This is a genomic window from Amycolatopsis bartoniae (assembly GCF_014191255.1).
GTDB classification, from domain to species: domain Bacteria; phylum Actinomycetota; class Actinomycetes; order Mycobacteriales; family Pseudonocardiaceae; genus Amycolatopsis_E; species Amycolatopsis_E bartoniae.
In genome coordinates this window covers 452590-468486 of the sequence record NZ_JACHWH010000002.1, presented here as the reverse complement: position 1 = coordinate 468486, position 15897 = coordinate 452590, and the positions used below count along the sequence as shown (strand labels likewise).

The following is a 15897-nucleotide window of genomic DNA, read 5'->3' as shown; positions in this document are numbered from 1 at the left end:
GCTGTCCTCGCGAGAAGACGTCTGAGAACCCGCGGCGGTGCGAGTTCCGTGCCCTCAAGCGGCTTCGCCGCCCAAAAACTTCTCTAGCTCTGTGCCAGGCGCTCCAGGAGGGGCAGCGCCCGGTCGATGGTTTCCCGTTCCTCTCTCGTGAAGCCCGCCAGCGCCGTTGCCAGCCACTCCTCGCGGTGCTGGTGCACGCCCCGCACCGTCCGGGTACCCAGGTCGGACAGTGAGATCACCGTCCGCCTGCCGTCGTGCGGGTCAGGCGTGCGCCGGAGGTAGCCGAGCTCGTCGAGCACGCCGAGCGTCGCCGCCATCGACTGCTGGCGGACGTGCTCGGCCGCGGCGAGCTGGGTCTGGGTGGCGGGCCCGTCCCGGTGCAGCCGCGAGAGCACGGCCGACTGGGACGGCGTCAGCACCCCGGCGTTGCCCACGTGGCGCAACCGCCGGTGCAACTGCCCGAGCACCCCGCGCAGCGCACCGGCGAGCCGCGCGACCTCGTTCGGAACGCGGGTCATATACACAGTCTAGCCTGTGAAGTCTGGCCTGTGCGAATCAGGAGCAGTTCCCCTGGGTGGGCGCGGGTTTCGCCGGGTCGTACTGCCCGGGATCCTGGCTGAGGGAAGGGCCGCCGAAGTCCTGCTCGCCGAACGCGGGGGCGATCCGGTTCTGCCTGGCGGGAGTGCACGCGATGTTGGAAAAGTAGCGGTCGGACCGGTCGACCCACACGCCCCGGTCGCCCTTGTCCCCGCCCGGGCGCACCACGTAGTCCGCGTCCACCCGCACGAAGGGCTCCATCTCGGCCGGGCCCTGGATGTCGCGGCTGCCGGGGTCGAAGGCGTACGCCACCACGTAGCTCGTGTGCACGACGAGTTCGCCCTTGTTCCCGGCCCGCGGAGTCAGCGCGCCCGTCATCCGTGGCGAGGCCGGGAGCAGGGGATAGCCGTCGGCCAGGTAGGTGACGAACTGGTCGGCCTGGCTCCGGATTTGGGAGCGCGCGTTCGGGGCCAGCGCTGTCAGGTACTTCTCCGGGTTGTGGCCCACCAGCGTCGCCTGGTCGAACTGTGCCGCCGCGATCACCTGCTTGACCTGCTCCAGCGCGGCGCCGACCTGCTCCTGGGAGAACCCGCCGACCTTCGTCGCGGGCGGCACCGTCAGGCCCGCGATGCCCTCGGCCCAGTTCTGGGCGGGCGTGTCGGCGAAGGGGTGGCTCGTGTCGACGGCGGCGAAGTCGGGCAGGACGCTCGGCGCCGGACCGGTCGTGGTGACGTCGGCCGGGACGGAGCCGCCCGTGGGAGCGCTTCCGGTGTAGTGCTCCGAGGTCGCCTTACCCCAGCGGTAGACCGCGAACCCCGTGCCGCCCAGCACGACGAGCACCACCGCGGTGATCGCGAGACGCCGGCCCAGCCTCGCGCGGCGGCGGGTGCGCCGGTAGTCGACCCAGGCCTCCTTCACCGCGTGCTTCTGCCAGTCCGGGTCTTTCAGGTCCGGATGGTTCTCGATGTCGTACTCGCCCACTGCCACTCCGTTCGGATAGATCAACGTCCGGGGATCGGCGAGGCGGTTGGTTCGTTACACCGTGCGCGGATCCGCAACCGTTTCGGGATGTAAGGCGTGAGGGCTGCGGGGTCCACAGTGGACTTGACAACGCGCCGACCACAGCGGGATGCTGCTGCCCGACTGGCGGCCGAGAGGCGCGGTATCCCGTGAAATTGATGGCCGGGCAGGCGCTCGACGAGGTCGCGGTGTCCTGGCACGGGCTGCCCGGAGACCGGCGGTGGGCGTTCCTGCGGGCGTCCGGGTGCTCAAGCTCGACCGCGGCACTTTCGACGCCCTGCCGGTGTCCCTGCTCACCACGGGTTCCGCGTTCGCCGGTTCCGGCCGAACGTCCTGATCGACGCCGCCGAACCCGAGGAGACGTGGGTCACCGTGGAATGAGCCTCAGGCCAGTGCCGCCTGGATGATCGCCGCCAGGCCCGTCATCCCCGCGAAGTTCGGGTGGTACGGGGCGGCGGTGAGCTTGAGGTCCTTGCCGTTGATCCACGCCGCCGCGCCCGCGCACGCGTCGTGGCCCAGCGACGGGCCGAAGGTGTCCACATAGGACGAACCGCTGTCCGCCGCGGCCTTCGCGACCGCCTGGTTCAGCGCCTCTTCCACGCTGTTGAGCCACGCGTAGTCGCCGTCGGCGAAGGGCAGCACGTTCGGGCAGGTGCCGCTCGGCGGGGCGATGCGCGGGTAGCCGATCGCGAGCACCTTCGCCTGCGGGGAGCGCCGGTGGATCTCCGTGAGCACGGCGGTGATGTTCCCCTGCGTCTGGGAGATCTTCGCCTTCATCGTGTCGACGCCGTCCACCGTGAACTGCCGCTGGCACGGGTTGCCCGTCGGGTCGCTCGCGCGCAGGCCGGGGCAGGTGCCGACGAGCGTGCCGAACACGCCGTAGTCGTTGCCGCCGATGCCGAGCGTCACCAGGTCCGTGTCCGCGCGCAGCGCGTCCAGCTGCGGCGGGTTGGTGCCCAGCGTCACCTGCTGCGGCGCCGTCATGTCGGTGGTGTCGGCGCCGCTGCAGCTGACGTCCGTGAACGACGGCACCAGCAGCCGCAGGGCCAGTTGCGCGGGGTAGTCGGAGGTGGAGCGCAGACACCCGAGCGGGTCGAGCCGTTGCAGCGGGATGAGGGGCCCCGCCGTGTAGGAGTCACCGAGGGCGACGTACCGCGAGTAGTGCTCCGTCTGCGCCGATGCGGTGAACGCGGAGACGAGCACGGTGCAGACGGACAGGACGGCCACGATGAGGCCCCGGCGAACGCGCATACCTCAGTGTCAGCCCTCGACACTGTTTCTCGATGCCGCCGAAGGAGTGGAACCACCCGGCTCAGCGATACGCGGACTGCCCGGTCAGCAGCTGGCCGAGCACGAGCGTGTGGATCTCCTCCGTGCCCTCGTACGTCAGCACCGACTCGAGGTTGTTGGCGTGCCGCATCACCGGGTACTCCAGGCTGATCCCGTTGGCCGCCAGGATCGTCCGCGCCGTGCGGGCGATGTCGATCGCCGTGCGCACGTTGTTCAGCTTGCCGAAGCTCACCAGCTCCGGCGGCAGCTCGCCGGAGTCCTTGCGGCGCCCCAGGTGCAGCGCCAGCAGCAGGCCCTTGTTGAGCTCCAGCGCCATCTGCACGAGCTTCTGCTGGGTGAGCTGGAAACCGCCGATGGGCTTGCCGAACTGCTCCCGGCTGGTGGCGTAGTCCAGCGCGGCCTCGTAGCAGGCGCGCCCGGCGCCGAGCGCGCCCCACAGGATCCCGTAGCGCGCCTCGGCGAGGCACGACAGCGGCCCGCGCAGGCCCTTGACGCCGGGCAGCACGGCGGACTCGGGCAGCCGCACGTCCTCCAGCACCAGCTCCGCCGTGGCCGACATGCGCAGCGACATCTTGTGCTCGATCTCGCGTGCGGTGAAGCCGGGCGTGTCCGTCGGCACGAGGAACCCGCGGATGCCCTCCTCGGCCCTCGCCCACACGACGGCGATGTCGGCGAGGGTGCCGTTGGTGATCCACATCTTCGCGCCGTTGAGCACCCAGTCCGAGCCGTCGCGCCGGGCCGTCGTGCGCATGTCGCCGGGGTCCGAGCCGCGGTCGGGCTCGGTGAGGCCGAAGCAGCCGATCTTCTCGCCGCGGGCCATGCCCGGCAGCCACTGCTCCTTCTGCTCCTCCGAGCCGTACTTCCAGATCGGGAACATCGCGAGCGACCCCTGCACGGACACGAAGCTGCGCAGCCCCGAGTCCCCGGCCTCCAGCTCCAGGCACGCGAGGCCGTAGGAGGTGGCGTTCACGCCCGCGCAGCCGTAGCCGGTGAGGTGCATGCCCAGCAGGCCCATGTCGCCGATGGCACCGATCAGGTGGCGCGGGAACTCCGCGTCCTCGAACCACCGGCCGGCGTGCTCGGCGACTTCCTTGCGGACGAAGGTCCGCACGGTGTCGGCGATTTCGCGCTCCTCGCCGGTGAGCAGGTCGCGGATGCCCAGGAGGTCACGGGGGTCAGGTTTGCTCATACGCCCCACACTAAGCCGCGAGCGGCGAGCGGACACCGGTGAGCTGCTCGGAGACGTCCCACAGGCGGCGGCCGAGCGCCTCGTCCCGGGCGGTGGCGGAGCGGTCGATGAGCTGCGGGGCGCCGCGCATGTGCGCGAGATGCTTGGGGCCCGCGAAGCTGTTGCCGGGGAGGTCGGCGACGGCGGCATAGAGCACCGGCAGTGCGCCGTGGTCGGAGTCCTGGCCCAGCAGCCGGACCGCGAGCGACCACACGGAGCCGCTGTCGTCGTAGATGTTCGTCTTGACCAGGCCGGGATGCGCGGCGTTCGCGCGCACGGCCGATCCCGCGGCGGTCAGCCGGCGCTGGAGCTCGGCGGTGAACAGCAGGTTCGCCAGCTTCGAGTCGTTGTAGGCGCGGGAGCGCTGGAAGGGCCTGCGCTCCCAGTTCAGGTCCTCGAAGTCGAGGCGGCCCATGCGCTCGGCCTGCGAGGAGACGGTCACGACGCGGCCGGTGAGGTGCGGCAGCAGCAGGTTGGTCAGTGCGAAGTGGCCGAGGTGGTTGACTCCCAGGTCCGCCTCGAACCCGTCGGCGGTGCGGGCGAGCTCCGGCGAGGAGATCCCCGCGTTGTTGATCAGCAGGTCGATCGGGCCGTCCCAGCCGCCGGCGAACGCCCGCACGGAGTCGAGGCTCGCGAGGTCGAGCTCGCGCACTTCGCCGGGAACGTTCGCCGCCTTGCCCTTTTCGGGATTCCGCACCGCCAGCACGACGTGCGCACCGGCGGAGGCGAGGGCACGAGCCGTGGACTGTCCGATCCCGCCGTTCGCTCCGGTCACGATCGCGGTCTTGCCGGTCAGGTCGGGGATGGTCACCCCGTGGAATGTCGTCATGGACAACAATGTAGTCAGTGACAACAAAGTAGTCAACGACAACATGAGTGTTAGGATGCCGTCATGCCCGATCGCTCGTACCACCACGGTCACCTGCGTGCGGCGCTGCTGGACCAGGCCGAGCGCACGCTGCGCGAGCAGGGCATCGAGGGGCTTTCGCTGCGGGATCTGGCGCGCCAGACGGGGGTCAGCCACGCGGCGCCACGACGGCACTTCCCCGATCGCCAGGCCCTGCTGGACGCCCTCGCCGAAGTGGGGTTCCTGCGGCTGGGCGACGCCTTGGCCGCGGTGCTCGACGAAGCCGGAGAGGACTACGAGAAGCGGCTGCGCGCGGTGGCGACCGGGTACGTGCGCTTCGCGACCGAGAACGCGGCCCTGCTCGACCTGATGTTCGCGACCAAGAACACCGGACCGTCCGACGCGGTCCGCGCGGCGTCGGCGCGCCTGTTCACCTCGGTCGGCGAGCTGATCGCCGAGGGGCAGCAGGCAGGTGTGCTGCCGCCCGGCGACCTCGAACGCCTGCGGCTGCTCCTCGTCGCCACGCTGCAGGGGATCGCCGCGCTCGTCACCTCCGGCCGGGCGCGCCCGGAGCAGACCGGTCCGCTCATCGCCGACGCCGCGGGGCTGTTCCTCCGGCGTTGACGTACACCAGCAGGTACCGCCAGAACACGAGCGGCCGGACGGTGCTGCCGGGCAGTAGCCGCGCCGACTCGCGGCGCACGTCGGTCATCGTCATGTCCCAGTCCCGCACCCGGACCGGGACCGTCCGATCCGGACCGCCGTTGAGCCGCTCCCCGGCAGCCACCACCGCGCGGGCAGCCAGGTTGAGCGGCGGACCGAGCACGAGCCACTTGCCGAAGTCCGCGGCGGACCGGGGTTTCGCCAGACCCAGCACCACGAGCACGCCGCCCGGGGTCAGTGCGTCACGCAGCCTCGTCACCGTGGAGAACGGCAGGTGGTGCAGCGACGCCAGGCAGGTGATGAGGTCGTAGCGCCCCAGCCCAGCCGCGGTGATGTCCTCCTGGCGGTAACGGATGTTCCCGCCGAGCGCCCGTGCCGCGGCGATGGCGTCACCGTCCGGATCGACGGCCTCCACCTCCAGACCCGCCCCGGCGAGCCGCCGCGCGAACCGTCCCGTGCCGCAGCCGACGTCGAGCGCGCGACGGGCGCCCGCGGGCATCTGACGCAGCAGCAACGGATGGTAGTGGTGGTTGTGGTCGAACGGCATGGGCCCAAGCTGCCAGAAAGTTGGCGCCCTAGACTTGACAACGTGGAAGAGGACTACCCAGCCGAGCTGTCCACCGGCGACAACTTCGTGGCCGGGCCTCTGCCCGACGACCCCGAGGAGATCCGGCCCGAGGACGCCGAGGAGATCGAGCGCCGGGCGCGCCAGGAGCTGCTCAAGGTCGAGGCCGAGCTGAACACCCGCTGGCCGGAGACGAAGATCGAGCCCTCGCTCGATCGCATCAAGGCGCTCATGACCGTGCTCGGCGACCCCCAGAAGACGTACCCGGTGCTGCACGTCGCCGGCACCAACGGCAAGGGGTCCACCGTCCGCATGATCGACGCGCTGCTCACCCGCATGGGTCTGCGCGTCGGTCGGTACACGAGCCCGCACCTGCAGCTGGTCACCGAGCGGATCGCGGTCGACGGCGCGCCCATCCCGGCGTCGAAGTACGTCGACATCTACTCCGACATCGCCCCCTACGTGGCGATGGTCGACGGCGCGGGCGGCCCGCCGATGAGCAAGTTCGAGGTGCTCACCGGCATGGCGTTCGCGGCGTTCGCGGACGCGCCGGTGGAGATCGCGGTCGTGGAGACCGGGCTGGGTGGCCGCTGGGACGCCACGAATATCGCCGACGGGCAGGTCGCGGTGATCACGCCCGTCGGCATCGACCACGTCGAGTACCTGGGCAGCGACCTCGCGGGGATCGCGGGGGAGAAGGCCGGGATCATCAAGCCGGGCAGCGTCGCGGTCCTCGCGGAGCAGGACCCGGCGGCCCAGCGCGTGCTGCTGGAGCGCACGGTCGAGGTCGACGCCACCGTGGCGCGGGCGGGCAGCGAGTTCGCCGTGTTGCGCCGGGAGATCGCGGTCGGCGGTCAGATGCTCACGCTGCAGGGCCTCGGCGGCGTGTACGACGAGATCTTCCTGCCGCTGCACGGGGTGCACCAGGCGCAGAACGCGGTGCTCGCGCTGGCCGCGGTCGAGGCGTTCTTCGGCGCGGGCAAGGACCGGCAGCTGGTGATCGACGCGGTGCGTGAGGCGTTCGCCGAGGTCGAGATGCCGGGACGGCTCGAACGCGTCCGCGCGGCCCCGACGGTCCTGCTCGACGCGGCCCACAACCCGCACGGCGCGCGGGCGCTGGCGACGACGATCAGCGAGGAGTTCGCGTTCCGGCGTCTCGCCGCTGTGGTGAGCGTGATGGCCGACAAGGACGCGCGGGGCATCCTCGAAGCGCTGGAGCCGGTGGTGTCGGAGGTCGTGGTGACCCGCAACAACTCCGAGCGCGCGATGCCCCTGGACGAGCTGAACGACGTGGCGCTGTCGATCTTCGGTGAGGACCGGGTGGTCGCGGAGCCGACGCTCGACGCGGCCATCGAGACCGCGGTGGCGCTGGTGGAGGAGATCGAGGACGAGCCGCTGGCCGGTGGCGGCGTGCTGGTCACCGGTTCGGTCGTGACCGCGGGCGAGGCCCGGACGCTGTTCGGAAAGGAACCCGCGTGAGCGAGGTCGAGCCGCCCGCGAAGGACCCGATGAAGTCCTTCCGCGGCGTGATGTCCGGCACGCTCGTGTGCGAGGCGATCACGGTGGGCCTGGCGCTCCCGGTGGTCGCCCGGCTCGGCGGCGGCGTCGGCACGGTCAAGGGCTGGACGGTCATCGCGATCGCGATCCTGCTGCTGGTGTGCTGCGGTCTGGTGCGGCGGCCGTGGGTCGTGCCGGTGATTCTGGTGCTGCAGCTCGCGCTGGTGGCGTTCCTGTTCTCGATCACCGCGATCGGCGTGATCGGCCTGCTGTTCCTCGCCTTCTGGCTGTGGGCGTTCTGGCTGCGCCGCGACGTCGCCCGCCGGATGGCCGCCGGGACGCTGCCCAGCCAGCAGCAACCCCCGTCATGACAGGCCCTCGCGCAGCTCGGTGAGGGCCTGACGCAGGAGTTCTCCGGGACGGCCGGGCGTTTCGGCGTGCAGCCAGTGTTCGAGCGCGATCCGCTGGGCGAGGCTGACCGCCCCCGCGACGAGCCGGGGACGCATGTCCCGCTGCACGTCGGTGCCCGTGCGCTCCGCGATCGCGGCCGCCAGTTCCCGCTCCGCCGCGTGGTAGGTCTTGAGGAACTCGCCCCGCAGTGCGGGGTCCCGCAGGATCCGCCGCACCCCGTCCGCGGGCGCCTCCACGGGCTGGGCCAGCACGGCGTTCGTCACCGCCTCCCACAGCGGTTCGTCCGCGGGGCGTTCCCGCAGCAGGTCCGCGGCGCCGGTGGTGTGCCGCACCGCGCGCCACGCGATGGCCTCCTGCTTGCTGGAGAAGTAGTTGTTGAACGTGCGGGGTGAGACGTTCGCCGCCGCGGCGATGTCCTCGACGAGCACGTGCTCCAGACCCCGCTCGACGGCGAGGTGCAGCGCGGCGTCGCTCAGCGCCCGCCGGGTCTCCTGCTTCTTCCTCTCCCGCAGCCCCATGGTTCCCACGCTAAAGCGAACTTGCGGGTCACGCAGCTTTGCTCGTGGAGCAAGTTCGCCGTTCACCCGGCGGCCAGCGGAAGTTGGCCCACCCGCCCCCGGCGCCGGATAGAAAGCCGGACATGACCGAACAGACCCGCCGTTCCCTGCTGAAAACGGGTGCTCTCACCGCCGGTGCCCTCGCCGCCGGAGCGCTGACCGCGCCCACGGCCTCCGCCGCTGCTCTCGTCCGCCGCGACCGGCCGGTGCTCACGCACGGCATCCAGTCCGGCGACGTGACCGCGGACTCCGCCACCGTCTGGACCCGCGCCGACCGCCCGTCGCGGCTGGTCGTCGAGGTCTCCCGCGACCCGTCGTTCCGGGGCGCCCGCACCTACCGCGGCCCGCTGCTCACGCCGGACACCGGCGGCACCGGCAAGGTGCGGGTCACCGGCCTGCCCGCGGGCACCGAGCTGCACTACCGCGTCACCGCGGACGACGGCCGCACCACCAGCGAGCCGCTCACCGGCCGGTTCCGCACCGTCCCGCTCGGCCGCAGCGACACGCGGATCCTGTGGTCCGGCGACGTCGTGGGCCAGGGCTGGGGGATCAACCCGGACATCGGCGGCATGACCCCGTTCGCCGCGATGGCCGCGCGCAGGCCGGACCTGTTCCTGCACAGCGGCGACACGGTGTACTCCGACGGCCCGCTGACGGAGTCGGTAACCCTGCCCGACGGGCGCGTGTGGCGCAACGTCGTCACGCCGGAGAAGTCCAAGGTCGCCGAGACGCTCGACGAGTACCGCGGCCAGCACGCGTACAACCGCCTCGACGAGAACTTCAAGGCGTTCACCGCCGCTGTTGCCAGTTACGTCCAGTGGGACGACCACGAGGTGCTCAACAACTGGTACCCCGGTGAGATCCTCGACCTGGCCGAATACACCGAGAAGCGCGTCGACGTGCTCAAGCAGCGCGCTTTCCAGGCGTTCCACGAGTGGCACCCGATCGACGCGAAGCGCGCCGTCGACGGCCGCGTGTACCGCAGCTTCCGCTACGGCAGGCACGTCGAGATCTTCGTGCTCGACATGCGCACCTACAAGGACGCCAACACCGCCGACCAGACCCGGCCGGGCCACATCCTCGGCGACAAGCAGGCGAAGTGGCTGGTGGACGGGCTGAACCGCAGCACCGCGACGTGGAAGATCGTGCAGGCCGACCTGCCGATCGGGCTCGTCGTGCCGGACGGCAGCGGCATCGAGGGCGTCGCGAACGCCCTGCCGGGCGCGCCCGCGGGCCGCGAGGCGGAACTCGCGTGGGTGCTGCACCGGATCCGCGCCGTCGCGAACGTCGTGTGGCTGACCGCGGACGTGCACTACACGGCAGCCCACCACTATTCGCCGGACCGCGCCGCGTTCGCCGATTTCTCGCCGTTCTGGGAATTCGTTTCCGGACCGTTGCACGCGGGCGCGTTCGGGCCGAACACCCTCGACCCGACGTTCGGCCCCGAGGCGGTTTTCGTGCACGCCCCGCCGGTCGCCAACACCTCGCCGCTGGGAGGTTTCCAGCATTTCGGGGAGCTGAACGTCGATGGCGCCAGCGGTGCGCTGACGGTCGATCTGCGTGACGGCAAGGGCACTTCGCTGTGGTCGAAGACCCTCGCCCCGGAGCGTGGCTGAGCCGCCGATAAGCTCTGCGCACCGCAAGAATTGATAAAAGGAGCAACAGAGTCGTGAGTGAGCGCACGCTGGTTCTGGTCAAGCCCGATGGCGTGAAGCGCGGCCTCGTCGGCGAGGTCGTTTCGCGCATCGAGCGCAAGGGCCTGAGCCTGGCCGCACTGGAACTGCGCACCGTCGAGCGTTCGATCGCCGAGGAGCACTACGCCGAGCACAAGGAGAAGCCGTTCTTCGGCGAGCTGCTGGAGTTCATCACCTCCGGCCCGGTCGTGGCGATCGCGGTCGAGGGCCCGCGGGCGATCACCGCGTTCCGCCAGCTCGCCGGTGGCACCGACCCGGTCGAGAAGGCCACCCCGGGCACCCTGCGCGGCGACTTCGCGCTGGAGACCCAGTTCAACCTGGTGCACGGCTCGGACTCCCCGGAGTCGGCCGAGCGCGAGCTGAAGCTGTGGTTCCCCGACCTGTGAGGTGATCTCCCCGGCCCGGGACCATTGCGTCCCGGGCCGGTTCGGGCCACGATCGGCCCATGACCGCCAGTGTCGGCGATTTGCCCACCTCTGTGCTCGCGCGCGGGTTGTTGCTGCTGGACGCGTTCGAAGCCACCGACACCGAGCTGAACCTCGCCGAGCTGGTGCACCGGACCGGGCTGCCGAAGGCCACCGCGCACCGCCTGGCCGGCGAGCTGGTCCGCTGGGGCGGGCTGGAGCGCGTGGGGCAGTGCTACCGGCTGGGCATCAAGCTCTTCGAGCTGGGCCAGCGGGTGCCCCGCCGCCGCGACCTGCGTGAAGCGGCGTTGCCGTACCTGCAGGACCTGTACGAGTCCACGCACGAGAACATCCACCTGGCCGTGCCGCACGGGGCGCACACCCTGTTCCTGGAGAAGGTGACCGGCCACCGCTCGACGCCCATCATGTCCCGCGTGGGCTCGCGGCTGCCGGTGCACTGCACGGCGACCGGCAAGATCTTCCTGGCGCTCGGGCCGCCCGGCTATTTCTCCCGCGTCGCCGAGGCCGGGCTGGCCCGCAGGACTCCCCGCACGATCGTCGCGCCGGGCCTGCTGCGCCACGAGCTGGACCGCGCGTCCAAGCGGGGGTACAGCGTCAACCACGAGGAGTCGGAAGTCGGCGTCGCGGCGGTCGCGGCACCGGTGTTCGACTCGCACCGGAAGCTGCTCGCCGCCATCTCCATCACCGGCAGCGCGGAGCGGCTGGACGTCGAGCGCCTCGCGCCCGCGGTCCGCACCGCGGCCTTCGCGTTGTCGCGGGAGCTGGCGGGCTCGCGGTAATACGGTCGAAAACTGTCGGTGCCCCCGCCTAGTGTTCTCGGTGTGGACGAAGCACCGACCATGGTCCAGGCCAAGGCGCTCACCAAGCGCTTCGGCGAGTTCGAGGCTGTCCGGGGGATCGACGTCGAGGTGCGCCGGGGCGAGGCGTTCGGCTTCCTCGGGCCCAACGGCGCGGGCAAGTCCTCCACCATGCGCATGATCGCCAGCGTCTCCCCGCGCACGGACGGCGACCTGAAGGTGCTGGGCCTCGACCCGGACACCGACGGCCCGCGCATCCGCGCGCGGCTGGGTGTGGTGCCGCAGCAGGACAACCTGGACAACGAGCTGACAGTGCGGCAGAACCTGCAGGTGTACGGCCGGTACTTCGGGCTGTCGCGGGCGGAGACGCGGCGGAAGGCGGTGGAGCTGCTGGAGTTCGCGCAGCTGACGGACAGGGCCGAGGCCGAGGTGGAGCCGTTGTCCGGCGGCATGAAGCGGCGCCTGACCATCGCGCGGTCGCTCGTCAACGACCCGGAGCTGCTGCTGCTCGACGAGCCGACCACGGGGCTCGACCCGCAGGCGCGGCATCTGTTGTGGGACAGGCTGTTCCGGCTGAAGGCGCAGGGCGTCACGCTCATCGTCACCACGCACTACATGGACGAAGCGGAGCAGCTGTGCGACAGGCTCGTCGTCATGGACGGCGGCCGCATCGTGGCCGAGGGTTCCCCGGCGCAGCTGATCTCCCGGTACTCCACCCGGGAGGTGCTGGAGCTGCGTTTCCCGCCGGGGCAGGAGTTTCCGCCCGAGCACTTCGCGGATCTCGCCGAACGCGTGGAGCCGTTGCCGGACCGCATCCTGCTGTACACGGCCACGGGTGAGGCCGCGCTGGAGCAGGTGCACGCGCGCGGGTTGCGGCCGCTGTCGAGCCTGGTGCGGCGCAGCACGCTGGAGGACGTGTTCCTGCGCCTCACCGGACGGACGCTGGTGGACTGAGATGGTCGTTTCCACGGGCAGGGTCGTCGGTTCCTGGCACGCGGCGTGGTTGCGCGTCGAGGGCAGCTGGGCGTGGTACCGGCGATACTGGAAGTCCAATCTGTACTCGTCCGGGTTGCAGCCGCTGCTGTTCCTGGTCGCGATGGGGCTGGGCTTCGGTTCGCAGGTGCGGGCCGGGCCCGCGACGGGAGGTCTGCCGTACCTGCAGTACATCGCGCCCGCGCTGCTGGTGTCGGCGGCGATGCAGAACGCGGTGGGGGAGTCGACGTACCCGGTGTTGTCGGGGTTCAAGTGGCAGAAGGACTATTTGGCGGTCACGGCCACGCCGATCAGCCCGGGACAGCTGCTGGGCGGTCACTTCCTGTGGGTCGCGCTGCGCTTGTCGCTGGCCAGTGCGGTGTACGCGCTGATCGCCGTGCCGTTCGGCGGGTGGCTCAACGCGGGCGCGGTCGTGGTGGTGCTGGTGGGGGTCGGCACGGGCCTCGCGTGCGCCGCGCCGGTCACGGCGTTCGCCGCGAGCACCTACGACGAGGGCGTGCGGTTCAACGCCCTGTTCCGGTTCGTGGTGATGCCGATGACCCTGTTCGCGGGCACGTTCTTCCCGATCGGGCAGATCCCGCTCGCGCTGCGCTGGCTGGCGTGGATTTCCCCGCTGTGGCACGGAAACCAGCTGGCCCGGGGCGCGACCCTCGGCGGCGTCCCGGGGTGGGAGATGCTCGGCCACGTGGCGTTCCTGCTGGCCCTGTTCGCGGTCGGCGCGTACTTCGCCCGCAGGTCCTTCTACCGCAGGCTGGTGGTGTGAGATGCCGGTCGCCCACGCCCGGCTGGTCCCGCGTCGGAGCGGCCGTGCAGGGTGCCACCGCCTTCCGGCCGAGTCGTGCCTGCGATTCCGGTTCGCGCCCCGCATCCCAGCCTCCCCGCCGGGCAGTGCCTGGCACGCCGTCCGCGACTGCCTTCGGCCTGAGTCGTGCCTGCGATTCCGGTTCGCGCCCCGCATCCCAGCCTCCCCGCTCGCCACCCCCCGCACCTCGTCCGGAACCGCCGCTCATGCCCGGCCCCACCGCCAGCCGCCCCCACGACCCCGGATCGGTGACCCGACATGACCACGCTCGACCAGCGCTCCGGCGTCCTGCTGCGCATCCTGCCGCCGGGCCTGTACGCCGGGCGCGCGAGCAAGCTTGTCGAGCGCTCGGTCCTCGCCTACTCCCGCATGTGGCTCGTCTTCGTCTCGGGCGTGTTCGAGCCGCTGTTCTACCTGGTGGCCTTCCAGATCGGCTTCGGCAAGCTCGTCAGCGAGGTCACCGGCCCGGACGGGCGCCCGATGAGCTACGTCGCCTTCGTCGCGCCGGCGCTGCTCGCGTCGTCGGCGATGAACGGCGCGGTCCTCGACAGCACGTTCAACGTCTTCTTCAAGTTCCGCTACGCCAAGACGTACGAGGCGATGCTCGCCACCCCCATCGGCCCGCTCGACATCGCGGTCGGCGAGATCTCGTGGGCGGTCCTGCGCGGCGGGATCTACGCCGTGGCGTTCTTCGGCGTCATGCTCGCGATGGGCCTGGTCGCCTCACCGTGGGCGGTGCTGCTGGTCCCGGTCGCGCTGCTGGTCGCGTTCGCCTTCGCCGCCATCGGCATGACGTGTGCGACGTTCCTGCGTTCGCCGTCGCAGTTCGACTTCGTCCAGCTGGCCGTGATGCCGATGTTCCTGTTCTCCACCACGTTCTACCCGCTGAGCGTGTACCCGCCCGCGCTTCAGGTCCTGGTGCAGTGCTTCCCGCTGTACCACGGCGTCGAGCTGATGCGGAAGCTCTCGATCGGCGTGCTCGACGTCGGCATGCTGGGCCATCTTGCGTACCTGGTCGCGCTCGCGGTCCTCGGCGTCTGGGGCGCGTCGCGGCGGCTCACCCGCCTGCTGCTGCGGTGAGCGCTCCGGCCGCGTCCACCTCACCGTGCCCGTAGAAGCCGTTGTAGCCGGTGTACCCCGTGCAGAAGGCTTCCTGGTGCCCGTCGCCGGTGAGGTCGTAGTCGTCGGGGCAGGACACGGGCCGGGCGCCCCGGAACAGCGCGGACCGCAGCTGGCGCGGCCCGAAGTCCGGGTGCGCCGACGCGACGAGCGCGGCCACCCCGGCGGCGTGCGGCGCGGCCATCGACGTCCCGCACAACGACGTGTACCCGCCCGGCACAGTCGAAAGCACGCAGTCCCCGCGGTCCCCGCCGGGCGCGGTGAGGTCCACCACGCCCAAGCCGTAGGAGCTGTAGCCCGCCTTCACCCCGTCGCGGCCCACGGCTGACACCGTCACGGCGTTGCGCAATCCGGCAGGCAGCTCTTCGCATCCCGAGGGCGACACGCCCGGGCGCGAGGGGGAGAGGTTCACCGCGTCGTTCGTCGCGGCCGCGACCGTGAGCGTGCCCTGGCTCGTCGCGTAGTCCAGCGCCCGCGCCACCGCCTCCCGCACCACGGCGAACCCGGGCCGCCGCACGCACGACACGCCCCACGGATCCACCGAGAAACTTGCGTTGACCACCCGCAACCGCTGGGCCGCCGCCCACATCAGCCCGCACACGGCGGCCTCGGGATCCACGTAACCGCGGTCGTCGAGCACCTTCACCGACGCCACCCGCACCCCGGGCGCGACGCCGGTGGTGCCCTTGCCGTCGTCCGCGGCGGCGACGATGCCCGCCACGTGCGTGCCGTGCACGGACGTGGTCGGTTCCCACGCCCCGGGGGAGGTGTCCGGCGCGCCGGTCAGGCAACCCGCCGACGAGGCGCGGTCGAGGGCCCGCGCGAGGTCGGGCTGCGCCGGATCGATCCCCGAGTCGAGCACGCCCACCACCACATCCGGGCTACCGGGCCGCGGCGCGCCGACCGCGGCCAGGTCCCATTGCTCGCCGCTGCGGTCGCGCTCCGGCGCCTCCGAGACCGCGGGCAGCGCGCGCCGCTTCGCGTCGTCCTGCCGCACCTGCTGCGCGCTGAACGCGCGACCGGGCCCGAGCCGGGCGGCGAAGTCCGGCGCCACCGAGGTGGCCACGCCGACGCTGATCTGCGGGTAGTAGACCTTCGTCGCGCCGCACGCCGCGCCGACCTGGCCCCTCGCTGCGTCCTCGGGTGTGCCGCGGTCGAAGACCACCAGGTAGCGCAGCGACCGGCCGGAGCCGGGGCAGCCGGGACCGGACTGGTCGGCGAACGCGGCCGGAAGCGGCGTCGCGGCCAGCAGCACGGCGCACGTGCCGAGCACGAGTGACCGTCCCAACCCGGACAACCGAACCTCCACCGGACCTGCGGTATCAGGCGACGCTAGGACACCGCCGGACCGGCGACAAGCGGAACGGGCAAGTTCGCCCGGCCGGGCGGGCACGCCGCTCTGAGAAGGGAAGCGCGCGGCTGTGGCGCCCCGGTGTGGGATACTCGGGGTGG

At 71.4% G+C, this 15897-nt stretch carries 17 protein-coding genes; 9 read left to right on the top strand and 8 right to left on the bottom strand.

Annotated elements, in window-relative coordinates:
• Positions 1 to 83: 83 nt before the first annotated feature.
• From FHX82_RS14130 to FHX82_RS14110, 5 genes are all read right to left on the bottom strand, one after another.
• Entirely contained in the window at positions 84 to 518 is a 435-nt protein-coding gene (locus FHX82_RS14130; protein ID WP_145938498.1) for a MarR family winged helix-turn-helix transcriptional regulator, read from the bottom strand.
• A 37-nt stretch (positions 519 to 555) separates the two neighbouring features.
• A complete protein-coding gene (locus tag FHX82_RS14125) occupies positions 556 to 1518 on the bottom strand; it encodes a hypothetical protein (protein ID WP_145938499.1) in 963 nt (320 codons plus the stop codon).
• A 423-nt stretch (positions 1519 to 1941) separates the two neighbouring features.
• Positions 1942 to 2808 (bottom strand): SGNH/GDSL hydrolase family protein, encoded by an 867-nt coding sequence (locus tag FHX82_RS14120; RefSeq protein ID WP_145938500.1) that lies wholly within the window; start codon positions 2806 to 2808, stop codon positions 1942 to 1944.
• A 61-nt stretch (positions 2809 to 2869) separates the two neighbouring features.
• Positions 2870 to 4036 (bottom strand): acyl-CoA dehydrogenase family protein, encoded by a 1167-nt coding sequence (locus FHX82_RS14115; RefSeq protein ID WP_145938501.1) that lies wholly within the window; start codon positions 4034 to 4036, stop codon positions 2870 to 2872.
• Between the two features lie 10 nt (positions 4037 to 4046).
• A complete protein-coding gene (locus FHX82_RS14110) occupies positions 4047 to 4904 on the bottom strand; it encodes an oxidoreductase (protein WP_145938502.1) in 858 nt (285 codons plus the stop codon).
• 63 nt (positions 4905 to 4967) lie between these two features.
• Here FHX82_RS14110 and FHX82_RS14105 point away from each other — a divergent pair, with 63 nt between their 5' ends.
• Positions 4968 to 5546 carry a TetR/AcrR family transcriptional regulator gene (locus tag FHX82_RS14105; protein WP_145938503.1) on the top strand — a complete coding sequence of 193 codons (579 nt, stop codon included), beginning with the start codon at positions 4968 to 4970 and terminating at the stop codon, positions 5544 to 5546.
• Here the strand turns inward: FHX82_RS14105 and FHX82_RS14100 are convergent.
• Positions 5509 to 6132, bottom strand: a complete 624-nt coding sequence (locus FHX82_RS14100) for a class I SAM-dependent methyltransferase (protein ID WP_145938504.1) — start codon at positions 6130 to 6132, stop codon at positions 5509 to 5511. The two genes, FHX82_RS14105 and FHX82_RS14100, sit on opposite strands and share 38 nt — an antisense overlap.
• A gap of 42 nt (positions 6133 to 6174) precedes the next feature.
• Between FHX82_RS14100 and folC the strand changes: the two genes are divergently transcribed.
• On the top strand, positions 6175 to 7629 hold the full coding sequence (gene folC, locus FHX82_RS14095) for a bifunctional tetrahydrofolate synthase/dihydrofolate synthase (protein ID WP_229880887.1): 1455 nt from the start codon (positions 6175 to 6177) through the stop codon (positions 7627 to 7629).
• Positions 7630 to 7658: 29 nt separating this feature from the next.
• Entirely contained in the window at positions 7659 to 8018 is a 360-nt protein-coding gene (locus tag FHX82_RS14090; RefSeq protein ID WP_145938512.1) for a DUF4233 domain-containing protein, read from the top strand.
• Here the strand turns inward: FHX82_RS14090 and FHX82_RS14085 are convergent.
• Entirely contained in the window at positions 8013 to 8576 is a 564-nt protein-coding gene (locus FHX82_RS14085; RefSeq protein ID WP_145938506.1) for a TetR/AcrR family transcriptional regulator, read from the bottom strand. The two genes, FHX82_RS14090 and FHX82_RS14085, sit on opposite strands and share 6 nt — an antisense overlap.
• Before the next feature lie 122 nt (positions 8577 to 8698).
• Here FHX82_RS14085 and FHX82_RS14080 point away from each other — a divergent pair, with 122 nt between their 5' ends.
• The 6 genes from FHX82_RS14080 to FHX82_RS14055 all read left to right on the top strand — a co-directional run bounded on the left by FHX82_RS14080 (position 8699) and on the right by FHX82_RS14055 (position 14406).
• Entirely contained in the window at positions 8699 to 10231 is a 1533-nt protein-coding gene (locus tag FHX82_RS14080; protein ID WP_145938507.1) for an alkaline phosphatase D family protein, read from the top strand.
• Positions 10232 to 10284: 53 nt separating this feature from the next.
• Entirely contained in the window at positions 10285 to 10695 is a 411-nt protein-coding gene (ndk, locus tag FHX82_RS14075) for a nucleoside-diphosphate kinase (protein ID WP_145938508.1), read from the top strand.
• Positions 10696 to 10754: 59 nt separating this feature from the next.
• A complete protein-coding gene (locus FHX82_RS14070) occupies positions 10755 to 11513 on the top strand; it encodes an IclR family transcriptional regulator (protein WP_145938509.1) in 759 nt (252 codons plus the stop codon).
• 60 nt (positions 11514 to 11573) lie between these two features.
• Positions 11574 to 12485 (top strand): ABC transporter ATP-binding protein, encoded by a 912-nt coding sequence (locus FHX82_RS14065; RefSeq protein ID WP_145938513.1) that lies wholly within the window; start codon positions 11574 to 11576, stop codon positions 12483 to 12485.
• Position 12486: 1 nt separating this feature from the next.
• Positions 12487 to 13287, top strand: coding sequence for an ABC transporter permease (locus tag FHX82_RS14060; protein WP_145938510.1), 801 nt, complete (start codon positions 12487 to 12489; stop codon positions 13285 to 13287).
• Positions 13288 to 13584: 297 nt separating this feature from the next.
• Positions 13585 to 14406 (top strand): ABC transporter permease, encoded by an 822-nt coding sequence (locus FHX82_RS14055; RefSeq protein ID WP_145939024.1) that lies wholly within the window; start codon positions 13585 to 13587, stop codon positions 14404 to 14406.
• On the opposite strand, the gene FHX82_RS14050 is transcribed toward FHX82_RS14055, so the two are convergent.
• A complete protein-coding gene (locus FHX82_RS14050) occupies positions 14384 to 15742 on the bottom strand; it encodes a S8 family peptidase (RefSeq protein WP_221216015.1) in 1359 nt (452 codons plus the stop codon). The genes FHX82_RS14055 and FHX82_RS14050 overlap by 23 nt on opposite strands.
• Between the last annotated feature and the right edge of the window lie 155 nt (positions 15743 to 15897).

Bases quoted from the DNA above. Each gene is read 5' to 3' on its own strand.
- FHX82_RS14105 (WP_145938503.1), top strand. From the start codon at position 4,968: ATGCCCGATCGCTCGTACCACCACGGTCACCTGCGTGCGGCGCTGCTG.
- FHX82_RS14060 (WP_145938510.1), top strand. From the start codon at position 12,487: ATGGTCGTTTCCACGGGCAGGGTCGTCGGTTCCTGGCACGCGGCGTGG.
- FHX82_RS14120 (WP_145938500.1), bottom strand. From the start codon at position 2,808: ATGCGCGTTCGCCGGGGCCTCATCGTGGCCGTCCTGTCCGTCTGCACC.
- FHX82_RS14100 (WP_145938504.1), bottom strand. From the start codon at position 6,132: ATGCCGTTCGACCACAACCACCACTACCATCCGTTGCTGCTGCGTCAG.
- FHX82_RS14110 (WP_145938502.1), bottom strand. From the start codon at position 4,904: ATGACGACATTCCACGGGGTGACCATCCCCGACCTGACCGGCAAGACC.
- FHX82_RS14085 (WP_145938506.1), bottom strand. From the start codon at position 8,576: ATGGGGCTGCGGGAGAGGAAGAAGCAGGAGACCCGGCGGGCGCTGAGC.
- FHX82_RS14065 (WP_145938513.1), top strand. From the start codon at position 11,574: ATGGTCCAGGCCAAGGCGCTCACCAAGCGCTTCGGCGAGTTCGAGGCT.
- FHX82_RS14080 (WP_145938507.1), top strand. From the start codon at position 8,699: ATGACCGAACAGACCCGCCGTTCCCTGCTGAAAACGGGTGCTCTCACC.
- FHX82_RS14090 (WP_145938512.1), top strand. From the start codon at position 7,659: ATGAAGTCCTTCCGCGGCGTGATGTCCGGCACGCTCGTGTGCGAGGCG.
- FHX82_RS14130 (WP_145938498.1), bottom strand. From the start codon at position 518: ATGACCCGCGTTCCGAACGAGGTCGCGCGGCTCGCCGGTGCGCTGCGC.
- FHX82_RS14115 (WP_145938501.1), bottom strand. From the start codon at position 4,036: ATGAGCAAACCTGACCCCCGTGACCTCCTGGGCATCCGCGACCTGCTC.
- FHX82_RS14055 (WP_145939024.1), top strand. From the start codon at position 13,585: ATGACCACGCTCGACCAGCGCTCCGGCGTCCTGCTGCGCATCCTGCCG.
- FHX82_RS14070 (WP_145938509.1), top strand. From the start codon at position 10,755: ATGACCGCCAGTGTCGGCGATTTGCCCACCTCTGTGCTCGCGCGCGGG.